General features: G+C 71.0%; 19 protein-coding genes and 1 tRNA gene. 12 read left to right on the forward strand and 8 right to left on the reverse strand.

Annotation, left to right across the window (positions count from 1 at the left end):
• Nucleotides 1–36: 36 nt before the first annotated feature.
• Nucleotides 37–813, forward strand: a complete 777-nt coding sequence (locus Sdagh_RS21520) for an isoprenyl transferase (protein WP_189416745.1) — start codon at nucleotides 37–39, stop codon at nucleotides 811–813.
• A 97-nt stretch (nucleotides 814–910) separates the two neighbouring features.
• Here the strand turns inward: Sdagh_RS21520 and Sdagh_RS21525 are convergent, their stop codons facing one another.
• Entirely contained in the window at nucleotides 911–1609 is a 699-nt protein-coding gene (locus Sdagh_RS21525) for a DUF5324 family protein (protein WP_189416743.1), read from the reverse strand.
• 356 nt (nucleotides 1610–1965) lie between these two features.
• Here Sdagh_RS21525 and Sdagh_RS21530 point away from each other — a divergent pair, with 356 nt between their 5' ends.
• Both Sdagh_RS21530 and Sdagh_RS21535 read left to right on the forward strand, forming a co-directional pair.
• Nucleotides 1966–2499 carry a peptidylprolyl isomerase gene (locus tag Sdagh_RS21530; RefSeq protein WP_189416740.1) on the forward strand — a complete coding sequence of 178 codons (534 nt, stop codon included), beginning with the start codon at nucleotides 1966–1968 and terminating at the stop codon, nucleotides 2497–2499.
• Between the two features lie 114 nt (nucleotides 2500–2613).
• On the forward strand, nucleotides 2614–3534 hold the full coding sequence (locus Sdagh_RS21535; RefSeq protein WP_190076931.1) for a rhomboid family intramembrane serine protease: 921 nt from the start codon (nucleotides 2614–2616) through the stop codon (nucleotides 3532–3534).
• 257 nt (nucleotides 3535–3791) lie between these two features.
• On the opposite strand, the gene crgA is transcribed toward Sdagh_RS21535, so the two are convergent.
• A complete protein-coding gene (gene crgA, locus Sdagh_RS21540; RefSeq protein WP_189416735.1) occupies nucleotides 3792–4046 on the reverse strand; it encodes a cell division protein CrgA in 255 nt (84 codons plus the stop codon).
• A 101-nt stretch (nucleotides 4047–4147) separates the two neighbouring features.
• On the opposite strand from crgA, the gene Sdagh_RS21545 reads away from it, so the two are divergent.
• The 5 genes from Sdagh_RS21545 to Sdagh_RS21565 are packed head-to-tail and all read left to right on the forward strand — an operon-like array spanning nucleotide 4148 to nucleotide 7587.
• Nucleotides 4148–4927: a DUF881 domain-containing protein gene (locus Sdagh_RS21545; RefSeq protein ID WP_189416732.1), complete on the forward strand. Its 780-nt coding sequence runs from the start codon at nucleotides 4148–4150 to the stop codon at nucleotides 4925–4927.
• 33 nt (nucleotides 4928–4960) lie between these two features.
• Nucleotides 4961–5170, forward strand: a complete 210-nt coding sequence (locus Sdagh_RS21550; RefSeq protein WP_189417299.1) for a hypothetical protein — start codon at nucleotides 4961–4963, stop codon at nucleotides 5168–5170.
• Complete coding sequence (locus Sdagh_RS21555) at nucleotides 5167–5805, forward strand: aminodeoxychorismate/anthranilate synthase component II (RefSeq protein ID WP_189416729.1); 639 nt, start codon at nucleotides 5167–5169, stop codon at nucleotides 5803–5805. Before Sdagh_RS21550 ends, Sdagh_RS21555 begins: the two co-directional genes overlap by 4 nt.
• Nucleotides 5802–6812: a class E sortase gene (locus tag Sdagh_RS21560; protein WP_190076932.1), complete on the forward strand. Its 1011-nt coding sequence runs from the start codon at nucleotides 5802–5804 to the stop codon at nucleotides 6810–6812. The genes Sdagh_RS21555 and Sdagh_RS21560 overlap by 4 nt, the downstream gene beginning before the upstream one ends.
• 13 nt (nucleotides 6813–6825) lie before the next feature.
• Nucleotides 6826–7587, forward strand: coding sequence for a class E sortase (locus Sdagh_RS21565; RefSeq protein ID WP_190076933.1), 762 nt, complete (start codon nucleotides 6826–6828; stop codon nucleotides 7585–7587).
• Between the two features lie 76 nt (nucleotides 7588–7663).
• On the opposite strand, the gene pknB is transcribed toward Sdagh_RS21565, so the two are convergent.
• From pknB to Sdagh_RS21595, 6 genes are all read right to left on the reverse strand, one after another.
• Entirely contained in the window at nucleotides 7664–9661 is a 1998-nt protein-coding gene (gene pknB, locus Sdagh_RS21570) for a Stk1 family PASTA domain-containing Ser/Thr kinase (RefSeq protein ID WP_189416720.1), read from the reverse strand.
• A gap of 190 nt (nucleotides 9662–9851) precedes the next feature.
• Nucleotides 9852–11324: a peptidoglycan D,D-transpeptidase FtsI family protein gene (locus Sdagh_RS21575; protein ID WP_189416717.1), complete on the reverse strand. Its 1473-nt coding sequence runs from the start codon at nucleotides 11322–11324 to the stop codon at nucleotides 9852–9854.
• Nucleotides 11321–12754, reverse strand: coding sequence for an FtsW/RodA/SpoVE family cell cycle protein (locus Sdagh_RS21580; RefSeq protein ID WP_189416714.1), 1434 nt, complete (start codon nucleotides 12752–12754; stop codon nucleotides 11321–11323). Before Sdagh_RS21580 ends, Sdagh_RS21575 begins: the two co-directional genes overlap by 4 nt.
• Nucleotides 12755–12781: 27 nt before the next feature.
• Nucleotides 12782–14311 carry a Stp1/IreP family PP2C-type Ser/Thr phosphatase gene (locus Sdagh_RS21585; protein ID WP_189417213.1) on the reverse strand — a complete coding sequence of 510 codons (1530 nt, stop codon included), beginning with the start codon at nucleotides 14309–14311 and terminating at the stop codon, nucleotides 12782–12784.
• A gap of 143 nt (nucleotides 14312–14454) precedes the next feature.
• Nucleotides 14455–14982, reverse strand: coding sequence for an FHA domain-containing protein FhaB/FipA (locus Sdagh_RS21590; protein ID WP_189416711.1), 528 nt, complete (start codon nucleotides 14980–14982; stop codon nucleotides 14455–14457).
• A 10-nt stretch (nucleotides 14983–14992) separates the two neighbouring features.
• Nucleotides 14993–15859, reverse strand: a complete 867-nt coding sequence (locus Sdagh_RS21595; RefSeq protein WP_189416709.1) for an FHA domain-containing protein — start codon at nucleotides 15857–15859, stop codon at nucleotides 14993–14995.
• A 473-nt stretch (nucleotides 15860–16332) separates the two neighbouring features.
• Between Sdagh_RS21595 and Sdagh_RS21600 the strand changes: the two genes are divergently transcribed.
• The 4 genes from Sdagh_RS21600 (at nucleotide 16333) to Sdagh_RS21615 (ending at nucleotide 19183) form a co-directional block, all read left to right on the forward strand.
• Nucleotides 16333–16416 (forward strand) — tRNA-Leu (locus Sdagh_RS21600).
• A 124-nt stretch (nucleotides 16417–16540) separates the two neighbouring features.
• Entirely contained in the window at nucleotides 16541–17956 is a 1416-nt protein-coding gene (locus tag Sdagh_RS21605) for a DUF2252 domain-containing protein (RefSeq protein WP_189416707.1), read from the forward strand.
• A gap of 34 nt (nucleotides 17957–17990) precedes the next feature.
• A complete protein-coding gene (locus Sdagh_RS21610; RefSeq protein WP_189416705.1) occupies nucleotides 17991–18839 on the forward strand; it encodes a hypothetical protein in 849 nt (282 codons plus the stop codon).
• The gene (locus Sdagh_RS21615) at nucleotides 18836–19183 is read left to right on the forward strand and encodes a rhodanese-like domain-containing protein (protein WP_189416703.1); all 348 of its coding nucleotides are present in this window, start codon (nucleotides 18836–18838) and stop codon (nucleotides 19181–19183) included. Before Sdagh_RS21610 ends, Sdagh_RS21615 begins: the two co-directional genes overlap by 4 nt.
• Nucleotides 19184–19190 lie beyond the last annotated feature (7 nt).

The raw sequence follows: 19190 nt of genomic DNA on the forward strand, positions 1-19190 counted from the left end.
GCACGGTCACCGACGGCGAGGTGGAAGGGGTAAACCATGCGGGCGAAGGTACGGGCCGCTCTCGACGCGCTCTACATGAAGCGACTCGTCAGGGAGCTGGAGGGACGCCCACGCCCTCAGCACATCGGCATCATGCTCGACGGCAACCGCCGGTGGGCCAGGATGTCGGGCATCAACGACCCCCGGGAGGGCTACCGGGCGGGCGGCGCCAAGGTGCTGGACTTCCTGCGCTGGTGCGACTCGGCCGAGATCGAGCACGTCACCCTCTACATGCTCTCCGACGACAACCTGCACCGGCCCGAGGAAGAGCTGACCCCGCTCATCGACATCATCTCCGAGGTCGTCGAACGGCTCGCCGCCCCCGGCAACCCGTGGCCCGTCGAGGTCGTCGGCGCCCTGGACCTGCTGCCCGCCGAGTCCGCCGCCCGGCTCAAGACCGCCACCGCCGCCACCCAGGGCCGCCAGGGCGGCACCAAGGTCGACGTCGCCGTCGGCTACGGCGGACGACGCGAGATCGTCGACGCCGTGCGCTCCGCGCTCACCGAGCACAGCGCGCGCGGCGGGGACATCGACGAGTTCATCGAGACCTTCACCATGGAGCACATCTCCAAGCACCTGTACTCCAAGGCGCGCTCCGAGTCCGACCTCATCATCCGCACCTCAGGCGAGCAGCGGCTCTCCGGATTCCTGCTCTGGCAGTCCGCCTACGCCGAGATGTACTTCTGCGAGACGTACTGGCCGGACTTCCGCGAGATCGACTTCCTGCGTGCCCTGCGCTCGTACTCCCTGCGGGAGCGCCGTTACGGACGGTGATCGCGCGGGGCCGTGATGTTCCACGGGGAACAACGCGGTGCGGCACAGCGGTGGGGGCGGGAAAGCCCGGGCTTTCCCGCCCCCACCGCTGTGTGGCTCAGCGCCGTTCGTCGCCGTCGGTCGCCTCGTCCTCGGCCTGCTTCGCCTGCACCTCCGGATCGAGCGACGCCCCACTGCCGTCCACCGACGTCAGCCGGCCCGGCTCGGGGACCTCCGTCGCCTCCGGCGGCTCCACCAGCCAGTCCGGATTGGCCTGCTTGTCCCACCACTTCCACGCCGCGAACGCTCCGCCCGCCACCACACCCAGCACCGCCAGCGCCTTCACGACCCGGCCGGCCCTGGCCCGCCGCTCGTGCTTGCGCGCCAGCTTGCGGATCTCCTCGGCCGAGACCTGACCGCGCAGCGCCGCCAGCGCGGCGGCACCGCGCAGCGCCGCCTCGTCACGGACCGGCGCGGCCGCGGCCACGGCCTGCTCCAGCTTGGGACGGGAGTACTCGGCCGCCTGCCGGGCGGCGAGGCGGGCGCGGACCGCGGCCTCGTGTGCGGCCTGGTCCACCTTCGGTGGCACATGCGAACGGGCCTGCTCCAGACGCGGCGCCACCAGCGCGCCGTACTGGAGCCGGGCCTGGTCGGCGGCGGAAGACACCTTGGGCGCCAGCCGTACGCGCGCCTCGTGTGCGTAGTGCGCGGCCCTGTCCTTGGCCGTGTCGGCGTAGGGCGCCACCACTTCCGCGGCGTGCAGCACGCTGTCCTTCGCCGAACCGGTCGCGGCGCGCACGCTGTCGATGCGGGTCACGGGTTCCTCCTCCTCGGTGGCGTACGGTAATTCGACTTTCCACCCTTTTACGGATCATGCCTGCCGGGGCACCGCCGGGCATGCGAGGGCGGGCATCCGGGTCACGACACGTAGGGGATGATCCAACGTGATAGCGGGTGAATCCAGGGCAACGGGAGCTTGTCGCCGACAATGCCACGGAATGACGCGCGGTGTCCCCGTCTCGGGTGTACTCGGCCGGTTCCGCCCGGGAGGGCTCGGCCGGTTCCGCGCGGGCGACACACGCGGAAAGGGCGCGGGAAGCGACCGCCGGGCGACGCCCGGAGCGGTCCGTGCGAGGATCGGGGGGTCACAAGGAAGACAACGGAAGGCAGATCGTGGCTGAGCAGCTCTACGCCACCCTGAAGACCAACCTCGGGGACATCGACGTCCGGCTCCTGCCGAACCACGCCCCCAAGACGGTGAAGAACTTCGTCGAGCTCGCCAAGGGCGAGCGCGAGTGGACGCACCCGGCCACCGGCCAGAAGTCCACCGACAAGCTTTACGACGGGACGGTCTTCCACCGGGTGATCAGCGGTTTCATGATCCAGGGCGGTGACCCGCTGGGCAACGGCACCGGCGGCCCCGGCTACCAGTTCGAGGACGAGTTCCACCCGGACCTCTCCTTCGACAAGCCCTACCTGCTGGCCATGGCCAACGCCGGTCCGGGCACCAACGGCTCGCAGTTCTTCGTCACCGTCGCCCCGACGACCTGGCTGAACCGCAAGCACACCATCTTCGGCGAGGTCGTCGACGAGGCCAGCCAGAAGGTCGTGGACTCCATCGCGACCGCGCAGACCAACCCGCGCACCGACCGTCCGGTCCAGGACGTCGTCATCGAGTCGGTCGTCGTGGAGACCCGCGAGGGCTGATCCAGCCCCTCCGGGACCGCCGACGGGAACGCCGGCGGGAACCAATCGCCCCGCTCGTCCGTAAGGACGGGCGGGGCGGGGTGCATCACGGGACACGACGACCTAGGGGACCTCATGGACGGCCAGGCAGCGGGAGCCAGCCCACACGACGCCGGGACCCCACCGGTCTGCTACCGCCACCCCGGCCGCCCGACCGGCGTCCGCTGCACCCGGTGCGAGCGGCCCGTCTGCACCGACTGCATGATCGACGCCTCGGTCGGGTTCCAGTGCCCCGAGTGCGTCCACGGCGGCGCGTCCCGCTCGGGCGGCGGCGGCGGCCGGGGTTCCGCTCCCCGTGCCGGGGACGCCCGCCCCCGCACCCTCGCCGGCGGCACGGTCGCCGCCGACCCCCGGCTGCTCACCAAGATCCTCATCGGGATCGACGTGGCGGTGTTCGTCGCCGTGCACGCCTGGCCGTCGTTCCTGGACGCCATGGTGCTCATCGGCCGCTGGCCGCCCCAGCCCTTCGTCCCGACCGAGGGCGTCGCGGAGGGCGAGTGGTACCGCCTGGTCACCACCGTCTTCACGCACCAGGAGATCTGGCACATCGCCTTCAACATGCTCAGCCTCTGGTGGCTGGGCGGCCCCCTGGAGCAGGTCCTAGGCCGCGTCCGCTACCTCGCGCTCTACCTGGTCTCCGGCCTCGCGGGCAGCGCCCTCACCTATCTGCTGGCCTCGCCCACCACCGCCACGCTCGGCGCCTCCGGTGCCGTCTTCGGCCTGTTCGGCGCGACGGCGGTGCTGATGCGCCGGCTCAACCAGGACCTGCGGCCGGTCATCGCCCTGCTGGTGATCAACCTGGTCTTCACCTTCAGCCCGGGGTTCGACATCGCCTGGCAGGCCCACATCGGCGGCCTGGTCGCCGGGCTCGTGGTCGGCTACGGCATGGTCCACGCCCCCCGGGAGCGGCGGACGCTCGTCCAGTCCGGGACCTGTGCGCTGGTCCTTGTGCTCTGCGTCGGGTTGACCCTGTTGAGAACGGCCCAGCTCACCTGAGCGCTCGTTTGTCCACAGCGGGTGGCGGATCTTGTGCACAGTGTGCGGGAACAGCTGTGCCCCCTGTCACCGACCCGTGTTTCCGCAGGTCAGGCAGGGGGCGAACGCGCATTCGGTTGCCGGTGCTTCTGTCACACCGGCGTCAACGTCCGGTGAGTTATCCACAGATCGTCGTTTCTTTTCCCCAGCGTGTGGACAAAATCTGTGGATAACTCAGTGGATAGCCGTGGGCAGAGCTGCCCCGGGCCGCCGCCGCGCTACTTCCACTGGGTGGAGACGCCGAACCCGGCGGCGATGAAGCCGAAGCCCACCACGATGTTCCAGTTGCCCAGGCTCTCGACCGGCAGCGAGCCGTCGGTGACGTAGAACACCACGATCCAGGCGAGGCCGATGAGGAACATGGCCAGCATGACGGGGGCGACCCAGGCACGGCTGTTCAGCTTGATGCTCGTCGCCTGCTTCGCCGGCGGCGGCGTGAAATCGGCCTTCTTGCGGATACGTGACTTCGGCACGAGGGTCTCTCCTGTCGATGCGCTGCGTGGCCGCGCAGGGAACTGGGTCCGGGCGTCCGTTAGCGTAGTGCTTCCGTGGCGCCGAAGGAGATAAGGGTACGTTGAGCAATTCCGCCGACTCCCCCCAGCCTGTCTCCGGCCCTGCCCGTCGGCGCCGTCTCCGACCCGTGCGGGCGCTGACCGCGGCCGTCTTCGCGCTCGCCGGGCTGATCTTCTTCACCAGCTTCGACACGGCCAAGGGCACCAACATCCGTACCGACGACTCCCTGTTGAAGCTCTCCGACCTCATCCAGGAGCGCAGCCGGGACAACGGGCGGCTGGACGAGGCCAACGCCGCCCTGCGCGACGACATCGAGTCCCTCGCCGAGCGCGACGACGGCAGCACCAGCGCGGAGGACGACAGGCTCGCCGCCCTGGAGGAGCGCGCCGGCACCCAGGAACTGAAGGGCGAGGCCCTCTCGGTCACCCTGGACGACGCCCCGCCGGACGCCACCGCCAAGCTGCCCGGCTACCCCGAGCCGGAACCCGACTACCTGGTCATCCACCAGCAGGACCTCCAGGCCGTGGTGAACGCCCTGTGGCAGGGCGGCGCCCAGGGCATCAAGGTCATGGACCAGCGGCTGATCTCGACCAGCGCGGTGCGCTGCGTGGGCAACACCCTGATCCTCCAGGGCCGCGTCTACTCACCGCCGTACAAGATCACGGCCGTCGGTGATCCGGGGAAGCTGAAGAAGGCGCTCTCCGCCTCCCCGGCGATCCAGAACTACATGGTGTACGTCAACGTCTACGGCCTCGGCTGGAAGGTCGAGGAGGACGGAAAGGCCACGCTGCCCGGTTACTCGGGCACGGTGGACCTGCACTACGCCGAGCCCGCCCCATGACCCCTCCTGCCGGGCCGCCGCGCCGTTAGTCTGGTGGCGTACGGCGTGGGTCTGGTGCCGTGGTTCGACGGAAGGGACGGCATGTACGGCTGGATCTGGCGGCATCTGCCGGGAAACGTGTGGGTGAAGGCGCTGCTCTCGCTCGTGCTCGTCGTGGCCGTGGTCTACGTCCTGTTCCAGTACGTCTTCCCGTGGGCCGAGCCGCTGCTTCCCTTCAACGATGTGACGGTGGACAACCAGTGAGCGCGCGGATTCTCGTCGTCGACAACTACGACAGCTTCGTCTTCAACCTGGTCCAGTACCTGTACCAGCTCGGCGCCGAGTGCGAGGTGCTGCGCAACGACGAGGTGGCGACCTCGCACGCCCAGGACGGCTTCGACGGGGTGCTGCTTTCGCCGGGCCCGGGCGCCCCCGAACAGGCCGGTGTCTGCGTCGACATGGTGCGGCACTGCGCGGCGACCGGGGTGCCGGTCTTCGGCGTCTGCCTCGGCATGCAGTCGATGCAGGTGGCGTACGGGGGCGTGGTGGACCGGGCGCCGGAGCTGCTGCACGGCAAGACCTCGCCGGTGGAGCACTCCGGCAAGGGCGTCTTCGCGGGCCTGCCGTCCCCCTTCACGGCGACCCGCTACCACTCGCTGGCGGCGGAGCCGGGGACGGTGCCCGCCGAGCTGGAGGTGACGGCGCGCACGCCGGACGGGATCGTGATGGGCCTGCGGCACCGCGAACTCCCGGTGGAGGGCGTCCAGTTCCATCCCGAGTCGGTGCTGACCGAACACGGTCACCGGATGCTGGCCAACTGGCTGGTGGAGTGCGGTGACCAGGGTGCCGTGGCGAGGTCTGCGGGGCTCGCCCCGGTGGTGGGCAGGGCCACGGCGTGACCGCGCTGCGCCCCGAGCGCGAGTCCGGCGCCCAGGCGTACGGGCCGGACGCGTCCGGCGGCCGGGAGCCCGCGGGGGCCGCGGACGACGAGACCGTGGCGCTGCGGGTGGTGGACCTCCCCGGGGCGCGGACGGCGGGCCGGGCGGGGCCTGCGGGGCCCGCTCCGGTGCCGGGGGGCCGCGCGGCCCGCAGGAAGGCCGCCAAAGGGCGTCACGGGGGCCGTGGAGGCTCCCGTCGGGCCGCCGGGCAGCAGCAGGAGCCCCAGCGGGACCCGGAGGCCCCCGCGGCGCCGCTGACGCGGGTGGAGGCCCGGCGGCTGGCCCGGGCGAGCAGACCGAGCCCGGCGACGGTGGCCAGCCGGGTGGTCGGGGAGCTGTTCATCACCACCGGCGTGCTGATGCTGCTGTTCGTCTCCTACCAGCTGTGGTGGACGAACGTACGGGCGCACGCGCAGGCGGACAAGGCCGCGAGCAGTCTCCAGGACGACTGGGCGGACGGCAAGCGGAACCCGGGCGTCTTCGCGCCCGGCCAGGGTTTCGCGCTGCTGCACATCCCGAAACTGGACGTCGTGGTCCCGATCGCCGAGGGCGTGAGCAACGAGAAGGTGCTCGACCGGGGCATGGTGGGGCACTACGGCGAGGGGGCGCTGAAGACGGCGATGCCGGACGCCAGGACGGGCAACTTCGGGCTCGCCGGGCACCGGAACACGCACGGCGAGCCGTTCCGGTACATCAACAAGCTCCAGCCCGGCGACCCGATCGTCGTCGAGACCCAGGACGAGTACTTCGTCTACAAGATGGCGTCGATCCTGCCGGTGACGTCGCCGAGCAACACCAGTGTGCTGGACCCGGTCCCGCAGCAGTCGGGCTTCACGGGACCCGGCCGCTACATCACGCTCACCACCTGCACTCCCGAGTTCACCAGCAAGTACCGGATGATCGTGTGGGGCAAGATGGTCGAGGAACGGCCGCGCAGCAAGGGCAAGCCGGATGCGCTCGTCAATTAAGGGCGGATGACCAGTGGCAGCGACCACCGACACCGATCACGAAGAGCAGACCGACGCGCCGGGCGGACAGCCGGCTCCCCCGCCGCGCGGCCGCGGCCGGATCGCGCTGGCGGTCAGTGTCTTCGGTGAACTCCTCATCACCGCGGGCCTGGTGACGGGCCTGTTCGTCGTCTACTCGCTCTGGTGGACGAACGTCATGGCGGACCGCGCGGCGGACCGGCAGGGCGACCAGGTCCGGGACGACTGGGCCGGGGGCCGGGGCGGTTCCGGCGGCCCCGGCGCGCTGGACACCAAGGCGGGCATCGGCTTCCTGCACGTGCCGACGATGAGCAGGGGAGAGGTCCTCGTCGAGAAGGGCACCTCGATGAAGGTCCTCAACGACGGCGTGGCCGGCTACTACACCGACCCCGTGAAGGCGGAGCTGCCGATGACCGGCAAGAAGGGCAACTTCTCGCTGGCGGCGCACCGGGACGGCCACGGCGCCAAGTTCCACAACATCGACAAGATCGAGAAGGGTGACCCGATCGTCTTCGAGACGAAGGACACCTGGTACGTCTACAAGGTCTACGGCATCCTCCCGGAGACCTCGAAGTACAACGTCGACGTCCTCGGGAAGGTCCCCGAGGAGTCCGGCAAGGAGAAGGCCGGGCATTACATCACGCTGACGACGTGCACGCCGGTGTACACCAGCCGCTACCGGTACGTCGTCTGGGGCGAGCTGGTCCGCACGGAGAAGGTGGACGGCGAGCGGACGGTGCCGGACGAGCTGCGCTGAGCCGGAGCACGCGAGAGCCCCGGTCCCCCCTCCGAGGGGCCGGGGCTCTCGCGTTGCCGCGTGGGGCGGACGGGCGTCAGCCGTTGTTGCGGAACCAGTCGGCGATGCCGCCGCCGTTGCCGCCGCCGTTGCCGTTGTCGGTCTGCGGAGTGGCGATGAGGTTGACGGTGTCGCCCTTCTTGACCTCGGTTCCCTCGGCCGGGGTGCTCGCGATGACCTTGGCGTTGTCGTCCTGCGCGCCCGCGATCGACCCGAGCGCGAGGCCCTTCTGCGCGAGGACGTTCTTGGCCTCGGCGACCGTCATGTCGGTCACCTTCGGCATCGCGAACTTCTCCTCCTCGGCCGGCTTCTTGGCGATCTTCACGTTGACGGTGCTGCCGCGGTTGGCGTCGCTGCCCGGAGCGAGGCTCTGCTCGAAGATCTCGCCCTCTTCCTGGGCGGTGGACTCCTCGGTCGTCTGGGTGCCGAGGACCAGGCCCTGGGCCTCCAGGCGTGACTTGGCGTCCGCCGGGGACAGGCCCGTCACGTCCGGCACGGTGACCTGGGAGGTCTCCTTCGCCACGGTCAGGGTGACGGTGGAGCCCTTCTCCTTGGAGGTGCCGGCGTCGGGGGTCTGGGAGAGGACCGTGTCCGGCGTCTCGGTGGACTCCTCGGTCTTCTGCTCGACCTCGAAGCCCAGCTCCTTCAGCTTCGCCTCCGCGTCGGAGTAGCTGAGGCCGCTGACGTCGGGGACGTCGACCTTGGGGGCGCCGGTGGAGACGACCAGGTTGATGGTCGTGTCCTTGTCGATCTCGGTGCCGCTCTCGGGGTCCTGGGAGCAGATCTTGCCCTTGGCCTCGTCCTCGCAGGCGTCCTCGGTGAACGCCACCTTGAGATCCGCGTTGGTGGCCTGCTGTTCCGCGTCAGCCTTGGTCTGCCCGACGAAGTTGGGGGCGCTGACCGTCCCGTCGTCGCCGCCGTCCCCGCTGAACAGCTCCCGCCCGATCAGGATCGCGCCGATCAGCACGAGGATGCCGGCGACGACCAGGACGATCGTGGAGGTGTGGTTCCTGCGGGGCTGCTGGCGGCGCCGGTCGGGGCGCTCGTCGTAGCCGTGGCCGCCGTCGTCCGGGTTCATCGGCGGCAGCATCGAGGTGGCGCCGGCGCCGCTGTCGGAGCGCAGGGCCGTGGTCGGCTGGTCGTCCGGGTAGCCGCCGTAGCCGACGGCGCCCATCGCGGCCGTGGCGGCGACGGGCTGGCCGTCGAGGCATGCCTCGATGTCGGCGCGCATCTCGTCGGCCGACTGGTAGCGGTAGTTCGGGTCCTTGACCAGGGCCTTCAGCACGATCGCGTCCATCTCGGGCGTGATCTCGGGGTCGAAGACGCTGGGCGGCTGCGGTTCTTCCCGTACGTGCTGGTAGGCGACCGCCACGGGGGAGTCGCCTACGAAGGGCGGGCGTACGGTCAGCAGCTCGTAGAGCAGGCAGCCGGTGGAGTACAGGTCGGAGCGGGCGTCGACCTGCTCGCCCTTGGCCTGCTCCGGGGAGAGGTACTGGGCGGTACCGATGACGGCCGCCGTCTGGGTCATGGTCATGCCGGCGTCGCCCATGGCGCGGGCGATGCCGAAGTCCATGACCTTGACCTGGCCGTTGCGGGTGAGCATGACGTTGGCCGGCTTGATGTCGCGGTGGACGATGCCGGCGCGGTGCGAGTACTCCAGGGCCTGGAGGATGCCGATGGTCATCTCCAGCGTCCGCTCGGGCAGCAGCTTGCGGCCGCTGTGGAGCAGTTCACGCAGGGTGGAGCCGTCGACGTACTCCATGACGATGTACGGGATGGAGACCCCGTCGATGTAGTCCTCGCCCGTGTCGTAGACCGCCACGATCGCGGGATGGTTGAGCGAGGCGGCCGACTGGGCCTCCCGGCGGAACCGGGCCTGGAAGGACGGGTCGCGCGCCATGTCGGCGCGGAGCGTCTTCACCGCCACCTGGCGACCGAGCCGGGTGTCATGCGCGTGATAGACCTCCGCCATGCCACCACGGCCGAGCACCGGGCCCAGCTCGTACCGGCCGCCTAGGCGACGCGGCTCTTCCATAGCTACCTACCAGCCCTCTCCGTCGGTCCCGACCGGCCTGCTTGTACGGTCGGAGGCTGCCGTCCGGCCTACCGTACCCGGCTCGCTCCATGCGCCCTGGCCAAGCCCGACAGCCGATACATGACCGGTATCGCAACGTGCGCCGATGCGAAGGGAACGTGACAGGAGTCACGTTCCGTTCTCCCCGTGGTCACTTCTTGCTGTCGAGGACGGCCCGCATGACGTTCTTCGCGATCGGCGCCGCGAGACCGCCGCCGGAGATGTCGTCCCGGCTGGCGTTCTCGTCCTCGACCACCACGGCGACGGCCACCGGCGCGCTGCCGTCGCTCTGCTTGGCGTAGGAGATGAACCACGCGTAGGGATTCTCACTGTTGTCGACGCCGTGCTGGGCGGTACCGGTCTTGCCACCGACGGTGACGCCGGAGAGCTGCGCGTTGGTTCCCGTGCCGTCCTTGACGACGGTCTCCATCATCGACTGGAGGATCTGGGCGTTGTCCGCGGAGAGCGGCTTGCTCATCTCCTCGGGCTCGGTCTTCTCGATGGTGTCGAGGTTCGGCGCCTGGAGCTCGTCGACCATGTACGGCTGCATCAGGGTGCCGTTGTTGGCGATGGCGGAGGTGACCATGGCCATCTGGAGCGGGGTGGCGGCGGTGTTGAACTGGCCGATGGAGGAGAGCGCGACCTGCGAGGGCTCCATGTCGTCGGAGAAGACCGACGCGGCGGAGCGGACCGGCACGAACTGCTCCTCGGTGAAGCCGAACTTCTTGGCCATCTCCAGCATCTTCTCGTTGCCGAGGTCGGAGCCGATCTTGCCGAAGACGGTGTTGCAGGAGACCCGCAGCGCCTCGCGCAGGGTCGCGTCCTTGCAGGGGAGGTCGCCCTCGTTGGGCAGTTCCTGCGTGGTGCCCGGCATGGTCCAGGGCAGCGGGGAGTCGGTCTTCTCGTCGGCGCTCTTGTAGAGGCCGTTCTCCAGGGCCGCGGCGGCGGTGAGCACCTTGAAGGTGGAGCCGGGCGGGTAGACCTCGCGCAGCGCGCGGTTCAGCGTCGGGTCGTCCTTGTTGTTCTCCTTCAGCAGGGACTTCCACGCCTTGGCGTCGGAGTCGCCGCCGCCCGCGATGGACGAGGGGTCGTACGAGGGGTACGAGGCCAGCGCGAGGATCTTGCCAGTGGAGGGCTCGATGGCGGCGACGGCGCCCTTGCCGCCCTGGGCCTTCAGACCGTCGTAGGCGGCCTTCTGGGCGGCGGAGTTGAGGGTGGTGACGACGTTGCCGCCCTCCCTCTTCTTGCCGGTCAGCATGTCGAGGGTGTTGCGGAAGAAGAGGCGGTCGTCGTTGCCGGTGAGGATGCCGTCGTCGATGGCCTCCAGCTGGGTGGCGCCGAAGGCCTGGGAGACGTACCCGGTGACGGGCGCCCACATGGCGCCGTCCTTGTAGGTGCGCTTGTACTTGAAGTCGCCGTCGGTGGTGGCGTGGCCGGTGATGGCCTTGCCGTCGACGATGATGTCGCCGCGCGGAGCGGCGTACCGCTCGATGAGGACACGGCGGTTGCGGTCGTCGGTCTTCAGTTCGTCGGCCTTGACGTACTGGAGCCAGTTGTCCCGGATGAGGAGGGTGAGGACCAGCAGGCCGCAGAAGAGCGCGATACGGCGCAGGGGCTTGTTCACGGTCGGACCACCTGGGTCATCTCGGCGTCGGGGTTGGCGGGGGCGGGAGCCGGCCGGCGGGCGGTGTCGCTGATCCGCAGCAGCAGGCCGATCAGGGCCCAGTTGGCGATGACGGAGGACCCTCCGTACGCCAGGAAGGGCATCGTCATACCGGTGAGCGGGATGAGGCCCATGACGCCGCCGGCGACGATGAAGACCTGGAGCGCGAAGGCGCCGGACAGGCCGATGGCCAGCAGCTTGCCGAAGGGGTCGCGGGCGGCGAGGGCGGTGCGCACGCCGCGCTCCACGATGAGGGCGTAGAGCAGGAGCAGGGCCATCAGGCCGGCCAGCCCCAGCTCCTCGCCGAAGGTGGCGAGGATGAAGTCGGAGTTGGCGGCGAACCGGATCAGGTCGGAGTGGCCCTGGCCCCAGCCGGTGCCGAGGGTGCCGCCGGAGCCGAACGCCCACAGGGCCTGCATCGCCTGCTCGGAGTGGCCGCCGACGCCCTGCTGGGAGAGCTTGTACTCGCGCAGCGGGTCGAGCCAGGCGTCGACGCGCTGCTGGATGTGGGGCTCGAAGCTGGCCACGCCGACCGCGCCGACGGCGGACATCAGCAGACCGAAGACGATCCAGCTGGTCCGCTCGGTGGCGACGTACAGCATGATCACGAACATGCCGAAGAACAGCAGCGAGGTGCCGAGGTCGGTCTCGAAGACGAGGATCAGGATCGAGACGATCCAGACGACCAGGATCGGGCCGAGGTCGCGGCCGCGGGGCAGGTAGAGGCCCATGAAACGACGGCTGGCCAGGGCGAGTGCGTCGCGCTTCACCATCAGGTAGCCGGCGAAGAAGATCGCGAGGACGATCTTGGCGAACTCACCGGGCTGGATGGAGAAGCTGCCGACCTTGATCCAGATCTTGGCGCCGTAGATGTTCTGGCCGAGGCCCGGGACCAGCGGCAGCAGGAGCAGGATCAGCGCGCCGACCATGGAGATGTAGGTGTAGCGCTGCAGGACGCGGTGGTCCTTGAGGAAGATCAGGACCACGAGGAAGAGGGCGATGCCCATCGCGGTGTACATCAGCTGCCGGGGCGCGGCGGTGCCGGCCTGCTGGATCGACTGGAGCAGCTCGGACTGGTCCAGGCGCCAGATGGCGACCAGGCCCAGGCCGTTGAGGAGGGTGGCCAGCGGCAGCAGCAGCGGGTCGGCGTACGGCGCGAACTTGCGGACGACCAGGTGGCCGACGGCGGCCAGCAGGCCGAGGCCCAGGCCGTAGCTCAGCAGGCCGGCGGGGACCTCGTCGTTGACGGCCAGCCCCACGTTGGCGTAGGCGAAGACGGGGATGACGACGGCGAAGACCAGCAGCGCCAGCTCGGTGTTGCGCCGGCTCGGCGCTCCGATGGCGCCGATCGTGGACGTGTGGTGCGTCGGCGAGTTGGAAGTACTGCTCATCGTGTGACAGGGCCTCTCACGGCTTGCCTACTGCTTACCGCACCGAGAGACGACCTTCTGCTCTTCCTCCGAGAGGGTGGGGCCGGCATCGGGGGTGGGCGCGGTGGTGGACGGGGACGACTCGGGCGTCTCGGGCGTGCCGGACGCGGTGGGCGTCGGGCTCGCCTTGGACGTGTAGGAGACGGGGTCGGTGCCCGTGCCTCCGGTCTCGCCCTCGCCGGTCTTGGCGTTGCTCTCGTTCTGCGTGGTGCGCCGTTCCGCCTGCTTCTGGCAGGCGGAGGCCTGCACGGACAGCTCGTCGATCTTCTGCCGGGCGTCGCTGAGGTCGCCCTCGGCGATGGTCTCCTCGACCGACTTGCGCTGGTACGGCGGCAGGTACTTGAGTTCGATCTCGGGGTGGTCCTTCTCGACCTTCGACAGCGAGACCCAGGCCAGGTCCTGGCTGATGCCGCGGTAGAGGGCGACGTGGTCGTCCTTGGTCCCGACGTAGTACTGGGTCTGGGTCCAGCGCCAGCCGCCGTACAGGCCGCCGCCGATGACGGCGAGGGCGAGGACGGAGTAGAAGGATCTCTTCAGCCAGCGGCGGTTCTTGCGCGGCTTGGTGAAGTCCTCGTCGCCGTAGTCGAAGCCCTCGGCGGGGATGTAGCCGGTGGTGTCGCCGCTGCCGGGCGGGCCGAACTCGCCGCCGCCGGCGCCGCGCTGCCGGCCGAGCCCGGAGGCGCGGCCCGCGGGGGTCTGCATGATGCCGTTGTCGCCGAACTGGGCCTGATTCTCGGCGACGGCGCCGACCACGACGGGGGTGTCGGAGAGCTGTCCGGCGAGGGTGTCCCCGGTGTCGAGGTCGAGGACGTCCGCGATGATGACGGTGATGTTGTCCGGGCCGCCGCCGCGCAGGGCGAGCTGGATGAGTTCCTGGACGGTCTCCTGCGGGCCCTGGTAGCTGGCGAGGGTCTCCTCCATCGTCTGGTGGGAGACGACGCCGGAGAGCCCGTCGGAGCAGATCAGGTAGCGGTCGCCGGCCCGCACCTCGCGGATGGAGAGGTCGGGTTCGACGTGGTCGCCGCTGCCGAGGGCGCGCATGAGGAGGGAGCGCTGCGGGTGGGTGCCGGCCTCCTCCTCGGTGATGCGGCCCTCGTCGACGAGGCGCTGCACCCAGGTGTGGTCCTGGGTGATCTGGGTGAGGACGCCGTCGCGGAGCAGGTACGCGCGCGAGTCGCCGACGTGCACCATGCCGAGGCGCTGGCCGGTCCAGAGCAGGGCGGTCAGGGTGGTGCCCATGCCTTCGAGGCTGGGGTCCTCCTCGACCATCTGCCGGAGCTGGTCGTTGGCGCGCTGCACGGCGGTGCCGAGCGAGGTGAGGATGTCGGAGCCGGGCACGTCGTCGTCGAGGGCGACGATGGTGGAGATCACCTCGGAGGAGGCGACCTCGCCGGCGGCCTGGCCGCCCATGCCGTCGGCGATGGCGAGCAGCCGGGGGCCGGCGTAACCGGAGTCCTCGTTGCCCTCCCGGATCATGCCCTTGTGCGATCCGGCGGCGAAGCGCAGTGACAGACTCATGCGCACCTCGCCCGTCGGCTGCTCCGGGTACAGCCGGTCGTGTCGAGCCACACTGCCCACCCTCCGGTCGGGAGCGCGCCGGGAACCGGGGTGCCGGCCGCCGCCGCGTGCTCGCTCCGCTCGCGCTCATTCATGATGCAGCACTACTTCCGCAGCTCGATGACGGTCTTGCCGATGCGGATCGGCGCGCCCAGCGCGATGGGCGTGGGGGTCGTCAGCCGGGATCTGTCCAAGTACGTGCCGTTGGTGGAGCCGAGGTCCTCGACGATCCACTGGCCGCTCTGGTCCGGGTAGATCCGGGCGTGGCGGCTGGAGGCGTAGTCGTCGTCCAGCACGATCGTCGAGTCGTGGGCCCGGCCGAGCGTGATGGTCTGGCCCTGGAGGGCGACGGTGGTGCCCGTGAGGGTGCCTTCGGTCACCACCAGCTTGGTGGGGGTGTTGCGGCCGCGGCCCCGGCCGCCGCCGGACGGACGGCCGGCGGGCGCGGGCGCCTGCCGGGCGGCCTGCTGCCGGCCTTGGCCGGTGTCCCGGCGCGATCCGCGTTGCGACCCGCGCTGGGTGACACGCGTACCGAACAGATCGCTGCGGATGACCTGCACGGCCACGATCACGAACAGCCACAGTACGGCGAGAAAACCCAGCCGCATGACCGTGAGGGTCAGCTCTGACATTGCCCCCGGATCACCCTTCGGCTTGCCTGTAGATAACGGTGGTGCTGCCCACGACGATCCGCGAGCCGTCGCGGAGCGTAGCGCGGGTGGTGTGCTGCCCGTCCACCACGATGCCGTTGGTGGAGCCGAGATCCTGGATCGTCGAGGGCGTTCCGGTCCGGATCTCGCAGTGCCGTCGGCTCACGCCGGGGTCGTCGATCCGCACGTCGGCCTCGGTGCTGCGGCCCAGCACGAGCGTCGCGCGGGAGATCTGGTGGCGGGCGCCGTTGATCTCGATCCAGTGGCGGGTGCGACCGCCGGGCGCGGGTGCGGCCGGGGGCTGCGGGGTGGCGCTCGCGGGCTGCGGATAGCCGTACCCGCCGGCCGGGCCACGGGCGCCGGGCGGCGGCACGGGCGGCATCGGCGGGGCCGGCGCGGCGGCCGGCGGGTAGCCGTAGCCGCCGGGGCGGCCGGCCGGTGGTGCGGCGGGCGCGGCGGGGGGTGCCGCCGGTGCCTGCGAGGTGGAGGAGGCGAGGGTGCGGCTGCGGACCCGGTAGAGGCCGGTGTCGAGGTCGTCCGCCTTCTCCAGGTTGACCTTGATCGGGCCCATGAAGGTGTAGCGCTGCTGCTTGGCGTAGTCGCGCACCATGCCGGCCAGTTCGTCGCCGAGCTGCCCGGAGTAGGGGCTGAGCCGCTCGAAGTCGGGCGTGCTCAGCTCCACGATGAAGTCGTTGGGTACGACGGTGCGGTCACGGTTCCAGATGGTCGCGTTGTTGTCGCACTCGCGCTGAAGCGCGCCCGCGATCTCCACGGGCTGCACCTCGGACTTGAAGACCTTCGCGAAGGTGCCGTTGACCAGACCTTCGAGACGCTGCTCGAATTTCTTCAGGACTCCCATGGGGCACCTCCTCCGTCGCTGCCGTCCTGTTCGCCGCTTCGCGTACTGCTTGCCCGCGGACTGCCTGCCTGCGTACTGCTTACCTGGTACTGCTTACTGATCGTATCCACGCGCGGGTCGATCGGCTGGTTCCCCCTTGCGGCCCGGTCGAAGGGTGTCGACTGCCTCTCGGAGTTCCCGCTGGAGCGCGTCTTCGAACTCCGTGGGGCGCGCTGTCGCGCGTACTCCTGCCCAGGATCGTAGAGCCGCTCGGCGACCAGTGTCCCGCACCGGACTGTGGGCCTGCTCTCCCTCCCGGGAGGACGGGCCGGACCGGTACGAGGTTGATACGTGCGCGGCCCGCCCTCCGGCACCGCGCGCGGGGGGGCGGGGGGCCGGGGAAGGGATGTGAATCCACCCTGGCCGGCGTGCTAATGTTCTGGGTGTCGGAAGGCGCCGGGCCGAAAGGAACGGGGCCGGAGGACACACCCAATGCGCGGGTGGCGGAATAGGCAGACGCGCTGGATTCAGGTTCCAGTGCCCGCAAGGGCGTGGGGGTTCAACTCCCCCCTCGCGCACAGACGGAAGCCCCGTAGGTCTCGGACCTACGGGGCTTTCTCGTTGCCCCGGCCGGGGGCTGTGAGGAAGGTCTCAGTAGGTTGGGGCCTTCGAACACGGTCGCGGTGCGGGGAGGACGAGGCGATGTCGGAGCTGTCGGGCGGGGGCGGGGTGCGGATGCCCGCGGTGCCGGGGTTCGCGCGGTGGGAGGGGCCCGGGGCCGGGTCCGTGAAGGCGGCGGGCAAGGCGCTGCGGCGGCGCGTGCCGCGCTCCGCGCACGCGGAGTTCGCGGCGGACGCCGGGCGGCCCGGCGCGGTCCGCGCGGTCGAGGAGTCCAACCGGGGCCGGATTCCCGGCCTGACCCCGCTACGGGCCGGGCGGATGGCGGCGACGCCCTTCGCCTTCCTGCGCGGCGCGGCCGGCCTGATGGCGTACGACCTGGCGCGGACGCCGGTGACCGGGATCGGGGCGCAGCTCTGCGGGGACGCGCACGCGGCCAACTTCGGGCTGTACGGCGACGCCCGCGGCAAACTGGTCATCGACCTCAACGACTTCGACGAGACGGTGCACGGCCCCTGGGAGTGGGACCTGAAGCGGCTGGCGGCCTCGCTGGTGCTGGCGGGGCGGGAGGCCGGGGCCGACGAGGACACCTGCCGGACGGCCGCGCACGACGCGGCGGGCGCGTACCGGCGCACGGCCCGGCTGCTGGCCCGGCTGCCGGCCCTGGACGCGTGGAACGCGATCGCCGACGAGGAGCTGGTCTCCCACACCGACGCCCAGGACCTGCTGGGCACGCTGGAGCGGGTGGCGGAGAAGGCGCGGGCCAACACCAGCGGGCGGTTCGCGGCGCGGTCGACCGAGGAGACCGGGGACGGCGGGCGGCGGTTCACGGACGCGCCGCCGGTGCTGCGGCGTGTGCCGGACGCGGAGGCGGCGGCGGTGGCGGCGTCCCTCGCGGAGTACCTGACCACGCTGCCCGAGGACCGGCTGCCGCTGCTCGCCCGGTACGCGGTGCACGACGTGGCGTTCCGGGTGGTCGGCACGGGCAGCGTCGGGACCCGGTCGTACGTCGTGCTGCTCCTGGACCACCGGGGCGAGCCGCTGGTGCTCCAGGTGAAGGAGGCCCGGCCGTCCGCGCTGGCGCCGCAGCTGCCGGCCGCCGGCTTCGAGGTGCCCGCGGCGGGGCACGAGGGACGCCGGGTGGTGCTGGGGCAGAAGCGGATGCAGGTCGTCAGCGACATGCTGCTGGGCTGGACGACGGTGGACGGACGGCCGTACCAGGTACGGCAGTTCCGCAACCGCAAGGGCAGTGTCGACGCGACCGCGCTCGCCGCCGGCGAGATCGACGACTACGCCCGGATGACCGGCGCGCTGCTGGCCCGCGCCCACGCGCACAGCGCCGACCCGCGGCTGCTCGCCGGGTACTGCGGCAAGAACGAGGAGCTGGACGAGGCGGTGGCCGCCTTCGCCGTCGCCTACGCCGACCGTACGGAGGCCGATCACGCGGAGCTGGTCGCGGCGGTGCGGTCGGGGCGGGTGGCGGCCGAACCGGGGGCCTGAGGGGGCGGGGGCCCGCAGGGCCTAGGGTGGGCGTGTGACGACCCCGGAAGCTGAGCAGGGCGGTGCCGCACGGCCCGAGGAACGGCTGGAGAAGGCCGTACGGGCCGCCGAGCAGGCGCTCATCGAGTACGAGATCGCGGTGGAGACCTTCCGGGTGGAGGTCGACAACTTCTCCCGGCTGCACCACCAGCGGCTCGGCCCGGTCTACGCCCGGCTCGACGAGCTGGAGGCGCGCGTCCTGGAGGCGAAGGCCGCCCGCAGCGGTGACGCCGAGGACCGGCGGCTCGCCGACGAGGCGCGGGCCCGGCTGATGCCGCTGCCCGGGGTCGAGGAGCTGCTGCACGGCTGGATGGACGGCGACGGGCTGTTCCCCGAGGCCACGGCGATGCTCACCGGGCAGGAGGTACGGCCCCCGCAGCGGGTGCGGCCCAGCGAGGAGGCCCGCAAGCTCTACCGCGAGCTGGCCCGCCGGGCCCACCCCGACCTGGCGCAGGAGGAGGCCGAGCGGGCCCGGCGCGAGGAGTTCATCACCCGGGTCAACGCGGCCTACGCGCGCGGTGACGCGGGCGAGCTGCGCCGGCTGGCCGAGGAGTGGGACGCCGGGCCGCAGCAGCAGCGGGGCGAGAGCCGCGCCGAGGAGCTGTACGCCCGCCTGGAGTGGCTGGCCGAGCGGAAGGAACTGCTCACCCGGATTGCCACCGAGCTGGAGCAGAGCGCCATCGGCGGCATGCTGCGGCTCGCCCCGGACGATCCCGACCGGCTGCTGGAGGAGATCGCCGGGCAGCTCACGGCGCAGGTGGCCGAGCGCGAGGCCGAGCTGGCCGCGCTGCTGGGGCCGGCCGCGCCGGACGCGGGGCCGGGGTCGGGTAGCGTCGGGGCATGAGTTTCGGAGCCGGTGTACCCGCGGTCGAGGTCGCGGAGCTGAAGGACGACGCCTTCCTGCTGGATGTCCGCGAGGACGACGAGTGGCGCGCGGGGCACGCCGAGGGGGCGCTGCACATCCCGCTCAGCGAGTTCGCCGCCCGGTACGGGGAGCTGACCGAGGCGGCGCCGGACGGCGGCCGGGTCCATGTGATCTGCCGGTCCGGCGGACGGTCGGCGCAGGTCACCATGTACCTGGTCCAGCAGGGCATCGACGCGGTGAACGTCGACGGCGGCATGCAGGTGTGGGCCGCGGCCGGACGTCCCGTCGTGACGGACGCCGGCGAACCGGGGCACGTCGTATAGCTCCGGC

This window comes from Streptomyces daghestanicus (genome assembly GCF_020521275.1).
In the GTDB taxonomy this organism is placed as follows: Bacteria; Actinomycetota; Actinomycetes; order Streptomycetales; family Streptomycetaceae; genus Streptomyces; species Streptomyces griseoviridis.

Bases quoted from the DNA above. Each gene is read 5' to 3' on its own strand.
- Sdagh_RS21520 (WP_189416745.1), top strand. From the start codon at position 37: ATGCGGGCGAAGGTACGGGCCGCTCTCGACGCGCTCTACATGAAGCGA.
- Sdagh_RS21535 (WP_190076931.1), top strand. From the start codon at position 2,614: ATGGACGGCCAGGCAGCGGGAGCCAGCCCACACGACGCCGGGACCCCA.
- pknB (WP_189416720.1), bottom strand. From the start codon at position 9,661: ATGGAAGAGCCGCGTCGCCTAGGCGGCCGGTACGAGCTGGGCCCGGTG.
- Sdagh_RS21580 (WP_189416714.1), bottom strand. From the start codon at position 12,754: ATGAGCAGTACTTCCAACTCGCCGACGCACCACACGTCCACGATCGGC.
- Sdagh_RS21585 (WP_189417213.1), bottom strand. From the start codon at position 14,311: ATGAGTCTGTCACTGCGCTTCGCCGCCGGATCGCACAAGGGCATGATC.
- Sdagh_RS21590 (WP_189416711.1), bottom strand. From the start codon at position 14,982: ATGTCAGAGCTGACCCTCACGGTCATGCGGCTGGGTTTTCTCGCCGTA.
- Sdagh_RS21595 (WP_189416709.1), bottom strand. From the start codon at position 15,859: ATGGGAGTCCTGAAGAAATTCGAGCAGCGTCTCGAAGGTCTGGTCAAC.
- Sdagh_RS21605 (WP_189416707.1), top strand. From the start codon at position 16,541: ATGTCGGAGCTGTCGGGCGGGGGCGGGGTGCGGATGCCCGCGGTGCCG.
- Sdagh_RS21615 (WP_189416703.1), top strand. From the start codon at position 18,836: ATGAGTTTCGGAGCCGGTGTACCCGCGGTCGAGGTCGCGGAGCTGAAG.